Consider the following 16,338-nt stretch of genomic DNA (forward strand, 5'->3'; position numbering starts at 1 on the left):
GCGCTGTGGCGGGTGAGGGGTATCTCTCATCAAGCAGAAGATCTCTTCCTGAAACTTGGTTCTTACTCACACATACCCCCCTCTCCCACAAGGGGAGAGGTACAGCAGCCCTGTCCACCATACCAAGACCTAGGAACACGACCATGCCCAAACTAACCATTAATGACATTCAAGTTGAGGTTGAAAGCGGCTCAACCGTCTTGCAAGCGTGTGAGCAGCTTGGCATTGAAATTCCTGTTTTTTGTTATCACCCGAAACTTTCCATCGCTGGCAACTGCCGCATGTGCTTGGTCCAAACGGGCACATCGAAAAAGCCGATCGCAAGCTGTTCCATGCCCGCAACGGATGGCATGGTTATCAAGACGAATACCCCCGTCGTTAAAGCCGCCCGGGAAGGCGTCTTGGAATTTCTCCTCATCAACCATCCCCTGGACTGTCCGATTTGTGATCAGGGAGGGGAATGTGACCTTCAAGATATTACCAGAAACTATTCCCGAAGCAAGAGTCGCTTCTCGTTAAACAAACGTGCCGTCACAGATAAACCTATGGGGCCGTTAATCAAAACCATCATGACCCGGTGCATTCATTGCACCCGATGTGTGCGCTTTGCCAATGAAATTGCAGGATCTCCTGAAATGGGTGCCTGTGGCCGCGGAGAAGACATGGAAATCACGAGTTATTTAGGCAAAGCCATTACATCTGAGCTTTCTGGCAACATGATCGATATCTGCCCTGTCGGCGCCCTCACAAGCAAACCATACGCTTTTCATGGCCGCCCTTGGGAATTGACGAAGACCGAAACCATCGACGTCCTCGATGCTGTGGGAAGTAACATTCGCGTTGATAGCCGGGGACGCGAGGTTTTGCGCATTCTACCACGCCTCAATGAAGAGATTAACGAGGAATGGATATCTGACAAAACCCGATTTGCATGTGATGGGTTGAAACAACAGCGCCTTGATCAGCCTTATATTCGTCAAAAAGGGAAACTTGTCCCTGCTTCTTGGGATGAGGCTCTAGCCCACATTCAAAAGAAACTGAAAGGCCTTAGCGGAAAAGAAATTGCGGCACTCGTTGGTGACCAAGCGGATTGTGAATCCATAATTGCCTTAAAGGATCTCATGACAAATTTGAAAAGCCCCCACTTGGATTGTCGACAAGATGGCACCCATTGGGATGCAAGCAATCGGAGTACTTATCTTTTCAACACCACCATTGCCGGCATCGAAGAGGCCGACCTTATCCTCCTCATCGCAACCAATCCTCGATATGAAGCGCCGCTCGTGAATGCCCGCATTCGCAAAAACTATCTAAGAAGGGGATCCGTGAATCCGTTAGAAATAGCCCTCGTTGGTCCGGGCAGCGACTTATCCTACCCGTATGACCACTTGGGCGAGAATGCCAAGAGCATCAAGGAAATTTTAGAGGGAAAGAGTCCATTTTGTGCCAAATTAAAGGCAGCAAAACGGCCTATGCTGATCTTAGGACAAGCAGCGATGAATCGGCGAGATAGCCTGGAAATCTTGACCATGTGCCAGAAGATTGCAGAAAAATATGTCTTCATTCAATCCGATTGGAACGGGTTCAATGCCCTTCACACAGCAGCTGCCCGTGTCGGGGGCCTTGATCTTGGATTTATTCCCCAGAAAGGCGGACTTGATACCCAGGGAATTCTGGCTGCCGCTCACAGTGGAGAGCTGAAAGCCCTTTATCTTCTTGGGGCAGACGAAATTTCCACAACAGAATTGGGTGACACCTTCGTCATCTATCAAGGACATCACGGAGATGCCGGTGCCCATCGGGCGGATGTAATCCTGCCCGGATCCGCCTATACAGAAAAAAGTGCGACTTATGTAAATACGGAAGGGCGGCCCCAACACACCCTTCAAGCCGTCCAACCTCCTGGAAATGCCAAAGAAGACTGGCGCATCCTTCGAGCGCTGTCCGCAGCACTGGGCCAGCCTCTATCCTACAATACCCTTGAAGATGTTCGCATTCGATTGCGTGCTGTGAATCCAATTTTTGAGGCGGTGAACGATATCATTCCAGCCCCGTGGCAAATGCTCCCTCAAGGAACACCTGAAACCTTAAGCCAATTGGCGTTTCACCTTCCTATACCCAATTTCTACAGAACGGATCCGATCAGTCGCCATTCTGTAACCATGGCCCAATGCACACAATCCTTAGAACAATCTCGTGAGGTGCGTCATGGGTGATATGAGTACATTGCTTTGGGGATACACCGTAACAACCGCCATCATTTGTGGAAAGATTCTCTTGCTTGTCGTTCCCTTAATATTGGGGATTGCCTATTTGACCTTGGCGGAGCGAAAGGTCATTGCCGCCATGCAGCTGCGGCGTGGCCCCAATCGCGTCGGTCCGTTTGGCCTTCTCCAACCCATTGCAGATGGCATCAAGCTGCTTCATAAAGAAACCATCATTCCGCTGGCTTCCAACCCTTTTCTGTTCATCCTTGCGCCTGTCTTGACCTTCAGCCTGAGCCTGGCCGCCTGGGCCGTCATTCCGCTTGATCTTGGGCTGGCCTTGGCCGACATCAATGTAGGTGTTCTCTATTTATTTGCTATTTCATCTCTTGGCGTCTACGGCATCATTATTGCCGGTTGGTCGAGCAACTCCAAATACGCTTTTTTGGGGGCCCTTCGATCTGCCGCCCAAATGATTTCCTACGAAGTCTCCATGGGTTTGGTGATTATTTCCGTGTTGTTATGTGCCGGATCCTTGAACTTGACAAAGATTGTTCAGGCGCAACAAAACATGTGGTTTGCCATTCCCCTCTTCCCCATGCTCATTGTGTTTTTCATCTCAATTCTCGCCGAAACCAATCGCACCCCTTTTGACTTACCAGAAGCTGAAGCAGAGCTTGTCGCTGGGTACCATGTGGAATATTCCTCTCTGGCATTTGCCCTGTTCTTTTTAGGCGAATACGCAAACATGATTTTGTTAAGCGCCATGACCACCATTCTTTTCTTCGGGGGGTGGTTACCCCCTTTCGCGATTGCGCCGTTCACCTGGATTCCCGGCATTGTTTGGTTTGTTTTAAAGATTTGCTTCTTCCTGTTCGTCTTTCTCTGGGTACGTGCAACCGTCCCCCGATATCGCTATGATCAGTTAATGCGCCTCGGTTGGAAAGTGTTTCTGCCATTTTCTCTTGTGTGGGTGGTCTTGACCGCAGGTGTCTTAATCTTGATGGGTTGGGTCCCAAATGAACCGTAGGAGTCAAAAAATGCCATCATTCATAAACTGGTTCCGAACTTGGGCTTTGGTTGAGATGATCATCGGCCTTGGCAAAAGTTTCCAATATATCTTTAAGCGTAAAGTTACCCTCAATTATCCTTATGAAAAGGGACGCTTAAGCGCTCGTTTCCGCGGAGAACATGCTTTACGTCGCTATCCAAACGGGGAGGAACGGTGTATTGCTTGTAAATTATGTGAAGCAGTGTGCCCTGCCCAAGCCATCACGATCGAAGCGGAAGAGCGCGCCGACGGTAGCCGTCGAACCACCCGTTATGATATTGATATGATCAAATGCATCTATTGTGGCCTGTGCCAAGAATCCTGTCCTGTCGATGCTATTGTTGAAGGCCCAAATTTTGAGTTCTCAACATTCACCCGTGAAGAGTTATACTATGACAAGGAAAAACTCCTCTCCAACGGGGATCGATGGGAACAAGAAATTGCGCAAAATCTCAAAGCAGATGCGAAATATAAATAGGATAGAACCATGATTCAGACCCTGCTCTTTTACTTGTTCTCTGGCACCCTCATTGGGGCTTCTGCCATGGTCGTTGCAGGGCGAAATCCGGTTCACTGCGTCCTGTTCTTAATCCTTGCATTCTTAAATGCGGCTGGATTGTTTTTGCTTGCAGGAGCAGAGCTCCTCGCCATGATTATGATCATCGTGTATGTTGGCGCTGTTGCTGTCCTCTTCTTGTTTGTTGTGATGATGCTCGATATCAACTTCCGCGATCTTTCTCAAGGCCTTGCCAGATATGGGTTGATTGGATCTCTTGTGGGGCTCATTTTGGCCGGTGAGTTAATTACTGTCGGTGTTTTGTGGATGTCTCACCCCAAGGCCCAAAAAGAGGGAACACAGCCGATTCTGGACACCACAACAAATGCCCATGCCCTGGGGCCGATCCTCTATACAGATTATGTTTATATCTTCCAACTCTCTGGGGTCATTCTTCTGGTTGCCATGATTGGCGCCATTGTTTTGACCCTTCGACGACGCACCTCCGCGCTTCATCAAAATTACCAAGATCAACTCAAACGCTCACCGAAGAATTCCCTTGAAATGGTGAAGGTCGCCTCCGGACAAGGCGTTGGAGAGATGGATTAATGAAGGAAAACAAACATGCTTGAATTGACCCTTACTCACTACCTGGTCGTCTCGTCCATCGTCTTTACCTTAGGCGTGTTTGGCGTATTTTTAAATCGGCGCAACATCATCATTGTATTGATGTCCATTGAGCTCATTCTTCTGGCCGTCAACATCAATTTTGTGGCTTTTTCCTGGTTTTTAAAAGATTTAGTGGGGCAAGTCTTTTCTTTGTTTATCCTCACGGTCGCCGCCGCTGAGTCCGCCATCGGCCTTGCCATCCTCGTCGTCTATTTCCGCAATCGTTCCACCATCAAAATCGACGATATGAGCATGATGAAGGGGTGAGGGGAGAGAATTGTAGTGGAACGACAGGATAGATTACTTAATCTACTTTAGTTTACTTTTTAGCTTCTTAATGATTCCGTTTTTCTTCCAAAAGATTCCAGTCACATCTTCTTTATCGCTTTTTCTAGAAATTTGAAGTTCCTCAATCATATTTTCCAACAAATTCAATCTGTTTTCTAAACTTATTCGCCTTTCAACTTCAATATTTTCATAATATTCTGCCAGATCCCTTTCAGCTATAGAGCGAATCTTTTTTCTGGGGGTATGGCTGTTAGAGCGCATATCATCCTTATCCTTATCTTCCATGTATGTTATAAAGATTTTTCTTTTATTTGTCCTATGATGTTCAGCATATTTTAAAAGAATATCGATGATATGCGCATCATTCTCTAACGACATTCCAAAGATTAGAAGATCACCTTCTGACTGTATCAGTTGCTTTGTGCAGTAGTTCAGATATTCACATCCTTCAAAGTGTGCCTTTTTTATATACCACCTGCTTTCAAAGATTATGTCTGGCAAATCATTTGATTCACTATCTTTTTCATAAAGAATTTTTTCAGGGATAATTTCATCTGGATTTAACTTATATAAAGTTTTACAGCTATTATCATACATTATAAAATTTGCTCCATGAAGATAATAAACTTTGATTCCTTCATATTTTTCCATTCGCTTAATTTGTTCAGATTTTGTTATTTTTATATGACCACGAAACCCGTCTACTACTAATCTCTTAAATTGCTTCTTATTATCTTCTTGCAACCTAATTAAATCTATTAAGGAAAAATACATTAAAGGATCATAATTAACTGTAAATATCTTGTCGAATTTGCTGAGGGTTTGAGATGCATCGAAATTTTTATGTATATTACCATATTTCTTCCAGCTATTTTCTTCTTTCGCATTCTTTTTATCAAACTCTTCAATTCCCTTCATTACAGCTTCTGCATAATGAAGAATAACCTCCTTAGAAATTGCCCACCTAAATATATTTAGAAATTTTTCTGGGCATGTTATTCTTCGTAATCGCTCTACCTCATTCTTGCCTAAATAGAGCCCGATTTTACCTATCAACGAAAATATATCTTCAGAAGTAAATTTAAAGCGCTTCCCAAGGACTGGATGATCCAAACAAAAGCCATTACCCAACAGTAGAGTCTTTACGTTTTTACCTTCATTTTTTAAAAATTTATCAATTGGATTTTTCTTACTCAATTCAATCATAATAAGTCTTCATTATTTCAATATACTATTCTTTCAGGATATAAGAATATAATTAAGAACAGTTTAAGAAAGACCAAAGCAACCCACTCACCGTCATTGCGAGCGAAGCGAAGCAATCCAGGGGCGACAAAGTAGATCTGGAAGCCTTCTTCGTTTCATAAACTGCTTATAAAGCTTGTCCTTGGCCCCTGGATTGCTTCGTCGCCTTGCTCCTCGCAATGACGGAGAGAGACATATCTTTTCTATACAATGTATCTTAAGTGAGGGATTGTTCTCAATACATTATCCCCATTGAATATCTCTTATGTTGTCACTGGAATCATTTTCGCTATTGGTGGGTAGCGATCCATCCGATAAGAATTCAGGATATTTCATTAAGTCCATATTAACAACCAATATTATATTATACAAACAGTATCATTGATCGTATGTTTGTAAGGATTATTATGAAATCTATATGGACTCAAATAATTGCTACTATACTAGGAGGCTTCCTTGCTGCTGGCGCAGGTTGGTTTGTAGATTGGAACCGTGAAAGCAGAAGAAATGAGAACATTCAGAATCTAGCACTTACTGCTTTACGTGATGACTTACAAAATTCCATAATTCTCTACGATAAACTTATAGAAGATTTTGATAAGACAAACACTATTTGGTTAGCAACAATTTTCACTCTACAGGAGTCACGACAATTTTACCAAAAGAATAAAGAATGGATGGTTATTTTCGATGACAAGGACCTACGAGACAAAGTTTTTCAATACTACGTGAAAAGTGAACTCCTTTTTCGTAAATTAGAATTTATGCAAAAAAAGAAACAGGATATTGAAAATATATTATCTGACAACCTTAATCGTGTTAAAATAGAACATCCAACATGGAAGGAAGAGGATATAAAAAAAGCAGCTCTTATACCTATAGAAGACAAAAGAAAAGAATACATTAATTTAACTAGCAAGTTAATTCCTGAATTGATATCAGAAGTAAAAGAATCCAGACACATTGCAAACAGCCTAATTAGCTCTCTGCATAACCGCATTATTAGAAAATAAGTATCTGTTAGAATTCATCAACCTCTCACAACACCTTCCCCATATCCGTATCTCGAGGGTCGCTTTCGTGAGCGTCGGGATCACTAAAAGGCATTTCAGTGAACCCAGAAGCTTTATAAAACGGATAAGCTTGCTTAGAAGACTGAACGTGGAGGCTAAGGATTCCTTGATGAGTCAACCAGCGCTCAAGGCTCTTTAATAATCCTTTGCCAATGCCCTGATTCCGGTAAGCTTCCTCAATCGCGATAATTCTTAAAGCCGCCCGGTTGTCTGGCCAAAATTGAAGATGCGCATAACCAATAAGCTCACACCCCTTCATGAGGACAATGTGGAAATGCTGATCATTCTCAAACGTCCAGGTGTAAGGATCTTGGATATCGAGTCGATCAAAGAAGCATGTCTGGCGTATACGTTTGACAAAATCCCACTCTCGATCCGTAAGCGCCTGCACCATCGTAATCCCATTAAATCCGGCTTTATGAAGGATTTCTTTGACAAGATCATCTTTGGACAGAGTGTAGGAGGCGCGATCATCTCGAAACGACTCAGCCAGAGATAATTTTAAAGCTTCGTAAGCATTCAAAGCATCCGGGTTTTTGATTAAATAGTCGCGAAAGATCAGATGCTTATCAATCTCTGGGTTGCCCTCTTCCCAAATATGAAGATGACAAGCCCGATTGCTAAAGTACCGACGGAACAACATCCCCAACTCCCCGCGTCCCTCGTAACCCAACTCTACTAAGGCCGCTGCATTAACTTTGAGAATGTCCTTCACCACAGGAACCATGTCTATGATGGGCTTGGCCGAGATGCCCGGGATAGATGTGGAACCGATGTGATGAATGGTGACGCAGTTATCCCCCAAAGCTTCAGCAATTCTTTTCGCTTCCTTGGCAAAGATTTCGGGCCACTGGGGATTATAGGGGACGACGATGACGGCTGGATCTGAGGGGCTGGATTTACGGGGTGCTTTCAGCATGGGATGACGGGTCCTGATTAGTAGGAGTAACGCTTATATTTCTTTAGAAGGTTTGTATTTTTACCTCTCCCCTTGTGGGAGAGGTCGCCGATGAGCCTCGCGAAGAGGCGGGTGAGGGGTATATTGCAAAGTTAAGGGTGTTTCTTGTTTGAAGTACATATTTGGGTGAATCAAACCCCTCACCCGCCACGGAGCTTTATGCTCCGTGTCGACCTCTCCCACAAGGGGAGAGGTAAAATGCACTCGATAATCTCACTTCCCTCTCCGTGAAAAGGGACAAAAACCCTATTCCGCTGCTTCTGGAGCGCTCACTTCTGGAACAATTTCTGGCTCAGGGGCAGGAGCAGGCGCTTCCTTAATGGCAACAGCCTCTATAAGGCCTTTAGCCTGCAATTTATGACGGGAACGTTCCGCGATACGCGCACTCTTACCCGTACGGTCACGCAAATAATATAATTTTGCCCGACGCACATCACCATGACGAATCACTTCGATACGAATATTGGGAGAATATAAAGGAAATACGCGCTCAACACCTTCTCCATTGGAGATTTTGCGAACCCGCAAAGATGAATTTAAGCCCCGAAGCTTACGACCAATCACAACCCCTTCATAAGGCTGGATACGTGTGCGTTCCCCTTCGACCACCTTCACATGGACACGAACAGTGTCCCCAGCGCGAAAGTCAGGAATTTCCTTGCCTTGCACTAATTTTTGGACCTGTTCGTTATTAATTTGTTGTAAAAGATTCATCATTTTTTCTCCATTTGTTCCAGATATCGTACCCATAAATCGGGCCGTCGTATCTGCGTTATTCGTAAAGCTTCTTGGTTACGCCAAGCAGCAATTTTCTTATGATCGCCTGAAAGCAGCACTTCCGGGACGCTCATACTTTCCCAAACTTGTGGTCGAGTATACTGCGGATACTCTAATAATCCTAGCTCAAAACTTTCATTGGTAGAAGATTCTTCCTTACCAATAACACCGGATAGCAAACGAATACAAGCATCAAGTAACGTCAAGGCAGCCATTTCTCCCCCTGAGAGGACATAATCCCCGATACTGACCTCTTCTAAGCCGGCTTTCTCTTGCCAATGTTCTATGACGCGGTTATCAATGCCCTCATAGCGTCCACATAAGAGAACAACCCCCGGAGAGGATGCATAACGACGAACCGTTGCCTGATCCAAGGGCTTTCCTCTGGGTGTCAAAAATATGAGGGTGCGCTTGCCATGAGACGGCTCACGAGACATGACATGCTCAAGAGCGGCATCCACAACATTCGGACGCAAAATCATCCCTGCCCCACCCCCAAAACACGTATCGTCAACTGAGTGGTGTTTGTCAGTTGCAAAGTCCCGAATCTGGACTGGATCCAATGACCACAGCCCCTCTTCTAAAGCCTTTCCAGAAAGAGAATGTCCCAAGGGGCCGGGAAACATCTCTGGAAATAACGTCAAAACGGTAGCTTTCCAAGCTTTTGTCGTTAAAGATGTTGCCGTCGTCATTTTTTATCACCAGGTTCCTCTTGATCAGGGCTTTCGTCTGTATTTTTTAAGGTCGAATCCAACAAAAACCGCCGGTCAACCTGAAGGCCACCTTCCTCGTCACCCTTAGGTAATCGAACTATGGGCACCGCCTCACGGGTAAAAGGAATGGTGAAAAGATGGTGGCTCTCGTCAAGGATCTCAATATAGTCGCCTGCGCCGTAATTCCCAATGGCCTGGACGTATCCAACATCTTGGCCCTCTAAATCTAGAACCTTTAAGCCAATTAAATCGCTATGATAGAACTCTTCTTCAACAAGATCAGGGAGTTGTAGCCGCTCAATATAAAGTTTCGTACCCCGTAAAGCCTCAGCTTGATTCCTATCAACAATGCCTTCAACAGAGGCGATCAAGCTGTCCGAAGAAAGAAGCCTTACCAGCTTGAGCTGATAGGTACGGCCCTTCTCATCTTTCAAGGCCCCGTAAGTAAAAATATTTTCGGGGTTTTGTGTAAAAGTTTTGACCTTTACAGCTCCCCGAATACCATGAGCCGTGGCAATAACAGCCAATAAAATCATGAGGTTACCTTAATCTGGCGATCGCAAGAAGCAATCCTTACTCAGCTGGTGAAGCTTTTTCTTCCTCAGGTGGGGGAGTTTCTTCAACCGGAGCAGGCACTTCTTCTGGCGTTGGAGCTTGTTCTTCCTCAACAGCAGCAGGCACTTCCTCAGGAGAAGCTGGCGCTTCAGGTTCACTCATGACCGGAGCTTCTTCCGCTGGAGCTTCCACTACAGGAGCCGGAGCTTCTTCAACCGCAGGAGCTGCTGGAGCCTCAACAACTGGTTCTGGCTTCGGAGCATTCAAAGCTTCTTGTTCTGCTTTCAAACGTTCTTGAGCACGCTTCTTTGGCGCTGATTTCTTCGGATCATCTGTACGGGCTTTCTTCTCAACCAACCCAGCATTTCCTAAAAATAGCTGCACACGATCTGTCGGTTGTGCACCAACAGATAACCAATGCTTGATCCGCTCCACATTTAAAACAATACGTTCCGCGTGATCATGCGGCAACAGTGGGTTGTAAGTCCCTAGCTTTTCAACAAAGCGACCATCCCGTGGGCTGCTTGCTTCTGCGACCACAATCCGGTAAAAAGGACGTTTTTTTGCCCCACCGCGTGCAAGACGAATTTTTAATGCCATTTCTTTCTCCCTAGTTCTTTCTTAATTCTCTAATGGCCGAAAAGCCCCTTCAGGCCCTGACGCATTAATCCTTTTTTTCCCATTTTGCCCATTTGCTTCATCATATGCTGCATTTGCTGGAACTGTTTTATCAACTTATTCACATCGACAACTGTTGTTCCAGATCCTGCAGCGATACGTCTTTTACGTGACGCATTCAGTAACCGATAATCTCGCCGTTCTTGGCGGGTCATAGACCGTACAACTGCGAGTTGTTGGCGTATAACACCATCATCCATGCCTGCGTCAGCAATCTTATCCTTAATTTTGCCTATTCCTGGCAAAAATCCCATTAACGTACTCAAGCCACCCATCTTTAACATTTGCTCCAGCTGGGTTGCCATATCATTTAAGTCGAAAACACCCTTTTGAAGCTTTTCGGCCATTTTTTGTGCATCATCAGCACTAATGACTTCCGTCGCCCGCTCAACCAAGCTGACAACGTCGCCCATATCTAAAATACGTCCAGCGATCCGTTCAGGCTGGAATACTTCCAACTGATCCAGCTTTTCGCCCACACCCAACAATTTAATGGGGCAATTGGCGACGGCGCGCATCGAGAGCGCTGCACCCCCTCTGGCATCCCCGTCAACACGGGTCAGGACAATCCCCGTGACGCCGACTTGGTCCTGAAAGGCCTTTGCAATCGTAACTGCATCTTGCCCGGTCATCGCGTCTGCCACAAGAAGCGTTTCTATCGGCTTTGTCTGCGCTTTAATAGCCGCCACTTCGGCCATCAACGCTTCATCAATATGTAAGCGCCCGGCACTATCCAGCAAGACGACATCAAAACCTTGCAAACGACCCGTCGACATTGCCCTTTGAGCAATCGCCAAAGGCTTTTCATTCTCAACGAGCGGTAGCGTTTCTATATCAAGCTGTCGACCAAGAGAAGCAAGTTGTTCTTGAGCAGCCGGACGATACACGTCCAAGGATGCCATCAGCACTTTCTTCCCGTGCTTTTCCACAAGGAACTTGGCAATCTTACCCGTGGAAGTGGTTTTCCCCGACCCTTGCAACCCCACCATGAGAATTGCCAAAGGAGAAGGAGCCGATAGATTCAAAGGCTCAACTTCACTTCCCAGCATGGTAATCAAATGATCGTGAACAATTTTCACCACCATTTGTCCTGGTGTTATACTTTGTATAACATCCTGCCCAATCGCTTTTTCACGGACCTCATCAATAAACTGTTTTACAACAGGAAGCGCAACATCCGCTTCAAGGAGGGCGATACGAACTTCTCTTAAAGCCGCAATAACATCCGCTTCGGTTAAAGCGCCTCGCCCACGAAGTCTGTCCAGAATCCCCGTCAAGCGCCCCGAAAGTGTTTCAAACATACCCGATTTGCACCAAATTCATAATTAATAGCATACAGCCTCCCATCCCGAAGCCAGAAAAGCTTTACACATTATTTATAGATCTCTTCTTCCGCCGTCAAGCTTATTGTCTGAAAAATCAAGCAAAAACCGAGGAAATTATCGGACTTTCGTAATATAGAAATCCTTTTCATCTAAATGAATGATGATTTCCTCTTCGTCTGCCAATCCTTCACGATGGGTTTCCGTGGTGCTATACCGAGCAAATATGAAGGCTCCTTTTCCATAAGCTTTGGACATTGTGATGGTTTCAGGATCCATCTCTTGCCCCGGCACAGCCTCCCACTCGATGACATCTATATCATTTGCATGATCTTTTTTGAGCTGGTCTTCGGCTGCAAAGTACTGTTGTGCCGTCATTCCGGCAACTTGGCCCATAACGCCGTCATCATAGATAATGATCATGTGCACATCAACCGGCGCATTACTATTAACCTTTTTGCTGACCTTAAAATTCACCTTTTCAATCCAAACCTTGGCTGCGTCCATTTTTATGGCGCCCGCAATGGCACCATCAGCACACCCTCCAAGAGGGCCTCCAATAATTGCAATCAAACATAGCTTTTTTATAAAACTCATCTCAAGTTTCCCCATATTTTTACCGGCACTTACCCATTTATTAACCACTTTAGGGGTAAAATAACTCTATTGGTATAATTTATACGTGCATGAAGCATTTTTGCAAGACCAGAGAAAGAGCAGCCGAATGACAAGCAAGAAAACAAAGACACCGCCTCTACAACGATTCGAAGATGCCGATCTGCCTGATTTGGCAGAAATATACGTATTAGCCTACCGTACCATGAACTTTCTCCCCCACAGATTTCAAGAATATACGACCAATATTTTGATTCGGGTTGAGAACTTTGCCGACCAAGATATTTTAGATGGCCTTAAATTAACAGATAAGTACGACCTTCTAGGGCTCTATCAAGGCATTCCTTTGCCCTTGAAAGGTGCAAACGAAACATTATCCGTCCCTGACATTATTTATCTGTTCCGAGGCCCCCTTATTCGCTTTGCTCGTGATAATCATGAGACGCTGCCTCAGCTTGTTCATCACGTTATGATCCACGAAATCGGCCACCACTTTGGCTTTTCCGACTTTGACATGGAATGGATTGAACATAAGTTCGATTAGGCTGGGGGTATCAGGAGAGAAGTTTCAAAAATTCTGTCATTGCAAAGAGCGAATGCGACGCTGCAATGACTTGATTTGTTTGCTTTATCACCAACTCTTTACCCCCTCACCCACCACCTAATTTACGCCAGGGGGGTCCTCTCCCACAAGGGGAGAGGTATAAGAGCAGCCGTTACGCCTTCTTCAAAGCCCTATCGCGCCGGGTGATTTTGCGAACGATGAGCGCGAAGGCGCCATTGCCCATGACGTTGGCACCCGTAAAGATGGGGTCTTGAACAATGTAAATTGTAGTCATGAGGGTCGACATTTCAGGCGTTAGACCTAGATATTTCTGCATGATGGGCAGCATCACAAAGATCCCTCCGCCAGGAATGCCGGCCACTGAAAACTTTGCCAAACAGAAGTAAAAGGTGAACAGCAAATAATTCTCGATGCTGGGCAGGGGCAATCCAGAAAGACTGAGCACCGCCAAAGCCATAATCGGAATCGCCAAGGCATCCCCAATCAGGTGAATGTTGACGGTCGTTGGAATGACTAGGTCGGCAAATTGCTCATCCCCTGTATTTTTTTCTGTAGCCTCGAGGGTAACGGGCATAGTGGCCGCACTCGACATGGTAGAAAAACCTGTGATCCCTGCGGGAATCATGTTTTTAAATATCTCAAAAAATCGGGGCATTTTGAAACCACTGGCAACGACATACAAAAGAAGGATGTAAATGACCGTAACAAGCCACAAGAGACCAAAGATATGTCCAGAGTTTTTGGCCAGAATCATCAAGGTATCTTCATAATCCATTTTCAAAATAAATCCAAACACATAGATCGGCAATAGCGGAATGAAAGCCCTTTGCAAAAATACTGTTACGTAATGACGCAATTGAAGAGATAGGGTTGTGATCGCAGGAACTTTGTAAAAACTAAAGATGATACCAATCACGATTCCGAGAACCAAAGAATGATCTGGGGCCAACATTTCCGGTATATGAGGAAAGTAGAAGGGAACCACCGACTCTTGAATTTCAGTTAAAGATGAGGCCCCTCCAAAGGTAAGGAGCGGCAAAAGATTCACCCCAATGCCATAGGATACGAGAACCGTAAAGGCATTTGAGAGAGTCGCAAGAGCCAGAATGCTCAAGATCAGCAAGGGGGCGCGTTGCTCCATTGATAAGATGGCGGCCGTAATATAGCTGAAGATAACCAAAGGCAGAACGGCCATCAGGATTTCTTTTAAGATACAGCTCAAGGTGTAAAAGAAACGAATTGTATCTAAGCCGAAGATATCACTTAAAAAAAAGGCGGCGAGGATGGCAAGGATGAGTTGAACGGGTAAACTTTTAATCACGGTATAGTCTCTCTACTTTATGTTGAGATAATCAATATTAATGGAATAGTTATGTATTTTAAATAGAAGATATATACCGCTTAAGCGGTACATGAATGGGACATACAAGTGAGTTTATAATCCAACATAGTTTTAGCATAAACCGAAAAAGGGGGCGAATCAAGGGGTTTCGAATTGTATTTTTTTATCGCAATTTCTCCTTTATGCTGAAGGTAAGAACGTTTAAAAACAATACCCGGAGGTTAAATGCTCCCTCATTTTTTCGTAATTGTTGCTCTGTTTTTAGGGTGTATGCCCTCTCACGCTGATTTTAGATACCCCGCTGTCGCCGGGCAGTTTTATCCCGCCTCTCCTTTAACATTAAAGAAAGATATTGATCAGTATCTAGCCAGCGTTCCAGAGGCCAAGCAACCCCGGGATGCCAAAATCATTGGGATGATTGTGCCCCATGCTGGGTATGATTTTTCCGGCCAAACGGCTGCATATGCTTATTCTATTCTTAAAAACCACCCTGTCGAGGTTATTGTCATCATTGGTCCTTATCATGCAAATGAATTTCCTGGGGTTTCCATATGGGCACAAGGATCCTGGCGTACACCTTTAGGAGAGATCGCCATCGATGAAAATCTCGCCAAGAGCATTCGAAGCGAATCTCCTGATTTTTTCTATGACGCACAAATCCACACACTTGAGCACTCCCTCGAGGTTCAGATTCCCTTTATTCAAGTTGTTGCGAATGGGGCAAAGATTGTCCCCATTTTAATAAGTGATATGGCTTACGCCAAACCTCTTGCGCAAGCCTTGTACAAACACTTGCAGGGTCGTTCTGCCTATGTGATTGCCTCAACGGATTTGAGCCATTATCACCCCGATCCAACGGCTCGCGTCATTGATCAGAAAACCCAAAACATCTTTCAAAAACTATCTCCCAGCGACTTCCGGCAAGCTTATCAAAAGAAAGAGATTGAGTTGTGCGGCGCGGCCGCTGTATTGACTCTTTTAGAATTGGGTGAGCTCTATGGCCACCTTGAATTTACCAATCTTCATTATGAAAACAGTGGCAATCATATCCAGGACAAAAGCAACGTCGTAGGCTACAATGCTTCTCTCATATCCCTTTCAGATAAGATCTCACGTGAAAACGGTGACATGCTTCTTAACTTTGCACGAGATACTTTGGTTGCTTACCTTTCCAAGAGAACCATACCTTCATTCCAGGTTGTGGACCCGATATTATTACAAAATCGGGCGGTTTTTGTCACCTTAAGGGACCGCTTAGGAAACTTGCGTGGCTGCATTGGGCGGTATGTGGCTGAGGAACCTCTCTATAAAGCGGTACAAAACATGAGCATCGAAGCTGCAACACAAGATTCCCGGTTTCTCCCTTTGAGTCTCCAAGAATTAGATGGCTTGTCTATTGAAATTTCCGTCCTAGATACACCTGTTGACTTAAGAAGCGCCAATGAAATCATCTTCGGCTCCCACGGCGTCATTGTGTCTCAAGGAAGAAAGAGTGGTGTTTTCCTACCTGAAGTTGCTCAAGAATTTGCAACGAAAGAGCAGTTCTTATCCGAGTTGTGCCACCAAAAGGCTGACTTACCCGGAAATTGTTGGCAAAATCCCCAAACGAGAATTCAAGTATTTACAACCCAAACTATTGACCATAAAAAATAAATACCTTGTTGACAATTTTAACCAAACTTTTAGAAATTGATTCATAAGCTAAACTGTAAAATCAATTTGTATGTCGTTTAATGGGGAACGAGCTATGAAGCAGATTGTCCAGGATATTCTTTTACTCGGAGACA

17 protein-coding genes are annotated in these 16,338 nt (G+C 44.9%); 8 read left to right on the plus strand and 9 right to left on the minus strand.

Going from position 1 to position 16,338, the window contains the following annotated elements:
- The first annotated feature begins 143 nt into the window (after positions 1-143).
- Genes nuoG through nuoK form a run of 5 tightly spaced genes read left to right on the plus strand, consistent with a single transcriptional unit; the run spans position 144 to position 4,687 of the window.
- Positions 144-2,216 (plus strand): NADH-quinone oxidoreductase subunit NuoG, encoded by a 2,073-nt coding sequence (gene nuoG, locus K2Y18_03120; protein MBX9804729.1) that lies wholly within the window; start codon positions 144-146, stop codon positions 2,214-2,216.
- A gap of 1 nt (position 2,217) precedes the next feature.
- Positions 2,218-3,234, plus strand: coding sequence for an NADH-quinone oxidoreductase subunit NuoH (nuoH, locus tag K2Y18_03125; protein ID MBX9804730.1), 1,017 nt, complete (start codon positions 2,218-2,220; stop codon positions 3,232-3,234).
- A 10-nt stretch (positions 3,235-3,244) separates the two neighbouring features.
- A complete protein-coding gene (gene nuoI, locus K2Y18_03130) occupies positions 3,245-3,733 on the plus strand; it encodes an NADH-quinone oxidoreductase subunit NuoI (GenBank protein ID MBX9804731.1) in 489 nt (162 codons plus the stop codon).
- Positions 3,734-3,742: 9 nt separating this feature from the next.
- Positions 3,743-4,360: an NADH-quinone oxidoreductase subunit J gene (locus K2Y18_03135; protein ID MBX9804732.1), complete on the plus strand. Its 618-nt coding sequence runs from the start codon at positions 3,743-3,745 to the stop codon at positions 4,358-4,360.
- Positions 4,361-4,375: 15 nt separating this feature from the next.
- On the plus strand, positions 4,376-4,687 hold the full coding sequence (gene nuoK / locus K2Y18_03140) for an NADH-quinone oxidoreductase subunit NuoK (protein ID MBX9804733.1): 312 nt from the start codon (positions 4,376-4,378) through the stop codon (positions 4,685-4,687).
- A 42-nt stretch (positions 4,688-4,729) separates the two neighbouring features.
- On the opposite strand, the gene K2Y18_03145 is transcribed toward nuoK, so the two are convergent.
- Positions 4,730-5,914: a DUF4917 family protein gene (locus K2Y18_03145; GenBank protein ID MBX9804734.1), complete on the minus strand. Its 1,185-nt coding sequence runs from the start codon at positions 5,912-5,914 to the stop codon at positions 4,730-4,732.
- A gap of 446 nt (positions 5,915-6,360) precedes the next feature.
- Between K2Y18_03145 and K2Y18_03150 the strand changes: the two genes are divergently transcribed.
- Complete coding sequence (locus tag K2Y18_03150) at positions 6,361-6,966, plus strand: hypothetical protein (protein ID MBX9804735.1); 606 nt, start codon at positions 6,361-6,363, stop codon at positions 6,964-6,966.
- A 25-nt stretch (positions 6,967-6,991) separates the two neighbouring features.
- Here the strand turns inward: K2Y18_03150 and K2Y18_03155 are convergent, their stop codons facing one another.
- The 7 genes from K2Y18_03155 to K2Y18_03185 all read right to left on the minus strand — a co-directional run bounded on the left by K2Y18_03155 (position 6,992) and on the right by K2Y18_03185 (position 12,626).
- The gene (locus tag K2Y18_03155; GenBank protein MBX9804736.1) at positions 6,992-7,945 is read right to left on the minus strand and encodes a GNAT family N-acetyltransferase; all 954 of its coding nucleotides are present in this window, start codon (positions 7,943-7,945) and stop codon (positions 6,992-6,994) included.
- A 285-nt stretch (positions 7,946-8,230) separates the two neighbouring features.
- Positions 8,231-8,698, minus strand: a complete 468-nt coding sequence (gene rplS / locus K2Y18_03160) for a 50S ribosomal protein L19 (protein ID MBX9804737.1) — start codon at positions 8,696-8,698, stop codon at positions 8,231-8,233.
- Positions 8,698-9,453, minus strand: a complete 756-nt coding sequence (gene trmD, locus K2Y18_03165; protein ID MBX9804738.1) for a tRNA (guanosine(37)-N1)-methyltransferase TrmD — start codon at positions 9,451-9,453, stop codon at positions 8,698-8,700. The genes rplS and trmD overlap by 1 nt, the downstream gene beginning before the upstream one ends.
- On the minus strand, positions 9,450-10,010 hold the full coding sequence (gene rimM / locus K2Y18_03170; GenBank protein ID MBX9804739.1) for a ribosome maturation factor RimM: 561 nt from the start codon (positions 10,008-10,010) through the stop codon (positions 9,450-9,452). Before rimM ends, trmD begins: the two co-directional genes overlap by 4 nt.
- A gap of 37 nt (positions 10,011-10,047) precedes the next feature.
- On the minus strand, positions 10,048-10,629 hold the full coding sequence (gene rpsP / locus K2Y18_03175) for a 30S ribosomal protein S16 (protein MBX9804740.1): 582 nt from the start codon (positions 10,627-10,629) through the stop codon (positions 10,048-10,050).
- A gap of 29 nt (positions 10,630-10,658) precedes the next feature.
- Positions 10,659-12,008, minus strand: a complete 1,350-nt coding sequence (gene ffh / locus K2Y18_03180) for a signal recognition particle protein (GenBank protein MBX9804741.1) — start codon at positions 12,006-12,008, stop codon at positions 10,659-10,661.
- A gap of 138 nt (positions 12,009-12,146) precedes the next feature.
- A complete protein-coding gene (locus K2Y18_03185) occupies positions 12,147-12,626 on the minus strand; it encodes a hypothetical protein (GenBank protein MBX9804742.1) in 480 nt (159 codons plus the stop codon).
- Between the two features lie 127 nt (positions 12,627-12,753).
- On the opposite strand from K2Y18_03185, the gene K2Y18_03190 reads away from it, so the two are divergent.
- On the plus strand, positions 12,754-13,188 hold the full coding sequence (locus K2Y18_03190) for a metallopeptidase family protein (protein ID MBX9804743.1): 435 nt from the start codon (positions 12,754-12,756) through the stop codon (positions 13,186-13,188).
- Between the two features lie 172 nt (positions 13,189-13,360).
- On the opposite strand, the gene K2Y18_03195 is transcribed toward K2Y18_03190, so the two are convergent.
- The gene (locus K2Y18_03195; protein MBX9804744.1) at positions 13,361-14,530 is read right to left on the minus strand and encodes a dicarboxylate/amino acid:cation symporter; all 1,170 of its coding nucleotides are present in this window, start codon (positions 14,528-14,530) and stop codon (positions 13,361-13,363) included.
- A 291-nt stretch (positions 14,531-14,821) separates the two neighbouring features.
- On the opposite strand from K2Y18_03195, the gene amrB reads away from it, so the two are divergent.
- Positions 14,822-16,204, plus strand: coding sequence for an AmmeMemoRadiSam system protein B (amrB, locus tag K2Y18_03200; GenBank protein ID MBX9804745.1), 1,383 nt, complete (start codon positions 14,822-14,824; stop codon positions 16,202-16,204).
- Positions 16,205-16,338 lie beyond the last annotated feature (134 nt).

The organism is Alphaproteobacteria bacterium, assembly GCA_019746225.1.
Classification (GTDB): Bacteria; Pseudomonadota; Alphaproteobacteria; order Paracaedibacterales; family VGCI01; genus VGCI01.

Excerpts from the sequence above, each read along its gene's own strand:
- nuoG (MBX9804729.1), top strand. The coding sequence starts at position 144 with ATGCCCAAACTAACCATTAATGACATTCAAGTTGAGGTTGAAAGCGGC.
- nuoH (MBX9804730.1), top strand. The coding sequence starts at position 2,218 with ATGAGTACATTGCTTTGGGGATACACCGTAACAACCGCCATCATTTGT.
- nuoI (MBX9804731.1), top strand. The coding sequence starts at position 3,245 with ATGCCATCATTCATAAACTGGTTCCGAACTTGGGCTTTGGTTGAGATG.
- K2Y18_03135 (MBX9804732.1), top strand. The coding sequence starts at position 3,743 with ATGATTCAGACCCTGCTCTTTTACTTGTTCTCTGGCACCCTCATTGGG.
- nuoK (MBX9804733.1), top strand. The coding sequence starts at position 4,376 with ATGCTTGAATTGACCCTTACTCACTACCTGGTCGTCTCGTCCATCGTC.
- K2Y18_03145 (MBX9804734.1), bottom strand. The coding sequence starts at position 5,914 with ATGATTGAATTGAGTAAGAAAAATCCAATTGATAAATTTTTAAAAAAT.
- K2Y18_03150 (MBX9804735.1), top strand. The coding sequence starts at position 6,361 with ATGAAATCTATATGGACTCAAATAATTGCTACTATACTAGGAGGCTTC.
- K2Y18_03155 (MBX9804736.1), bottom strand. The coding sequence starts at position 7,945 with ATGCTGAAAGCACCCCGTAAATCCAGCCCCTCAGATCCAGCCGTCATC.
- rplS (MBX9804737.1), bottom strand. The coding sequence starts at position 8,698 with ATGAATCTTTTACAACAAATTAATAACGAACAGGTCCAAAAATTAGTG.
- trmD (MBX9804738.1), bottom strand. The coding sequence starts at position 9,453 with ATGACGACGGCAACATCTTTAACGACAAAAGCTTGGAAAGCTACCGTT.
- rimM (MBX9804739.1), bottom strand. The coding sequence starts at position 10,010 with ATGATTTTATTGGCTGTTATTGCCACGGCTCATGGTATTCGGGGAGCT.
- rpsP (MBX9804740.1), bottom strand. The coding sequence starts at position 10,629 with ATGGCATTAAAAATTCGTCTTGCACGCGGTGGGGCAAAAAAACGTCCT.
- ffh (MBX9804741.1), bottom strand. The coding sequence starts at position 12,008 with ATGTTTGAAACACTTTCGGGGCGCTTGACGGGGATTCTGGACAGACTT.
- K2Y18_03185 (MBX9804742.1), bottom strand. The coding sequence starts at position 12,626 with ATGAGTTTTATAAAAAAGCTATGTTTGATTGCAATTATTGGAGGCCCT.
- K2Y18_03190 (MBX9804743.1), top strand. The coding sequence starts at position 12,754 with ATGACAAGCAAGAAAACAAAGACACCGCCTCTACAACGATTCGAAGAT.
- amrB (MBX9804745.1), top strand. The coding sequence starts at position 14,822 with ATGCCCTCTCACGCTGATTTTAGATACCCCGCTGTCGCCGGGCAGTTT.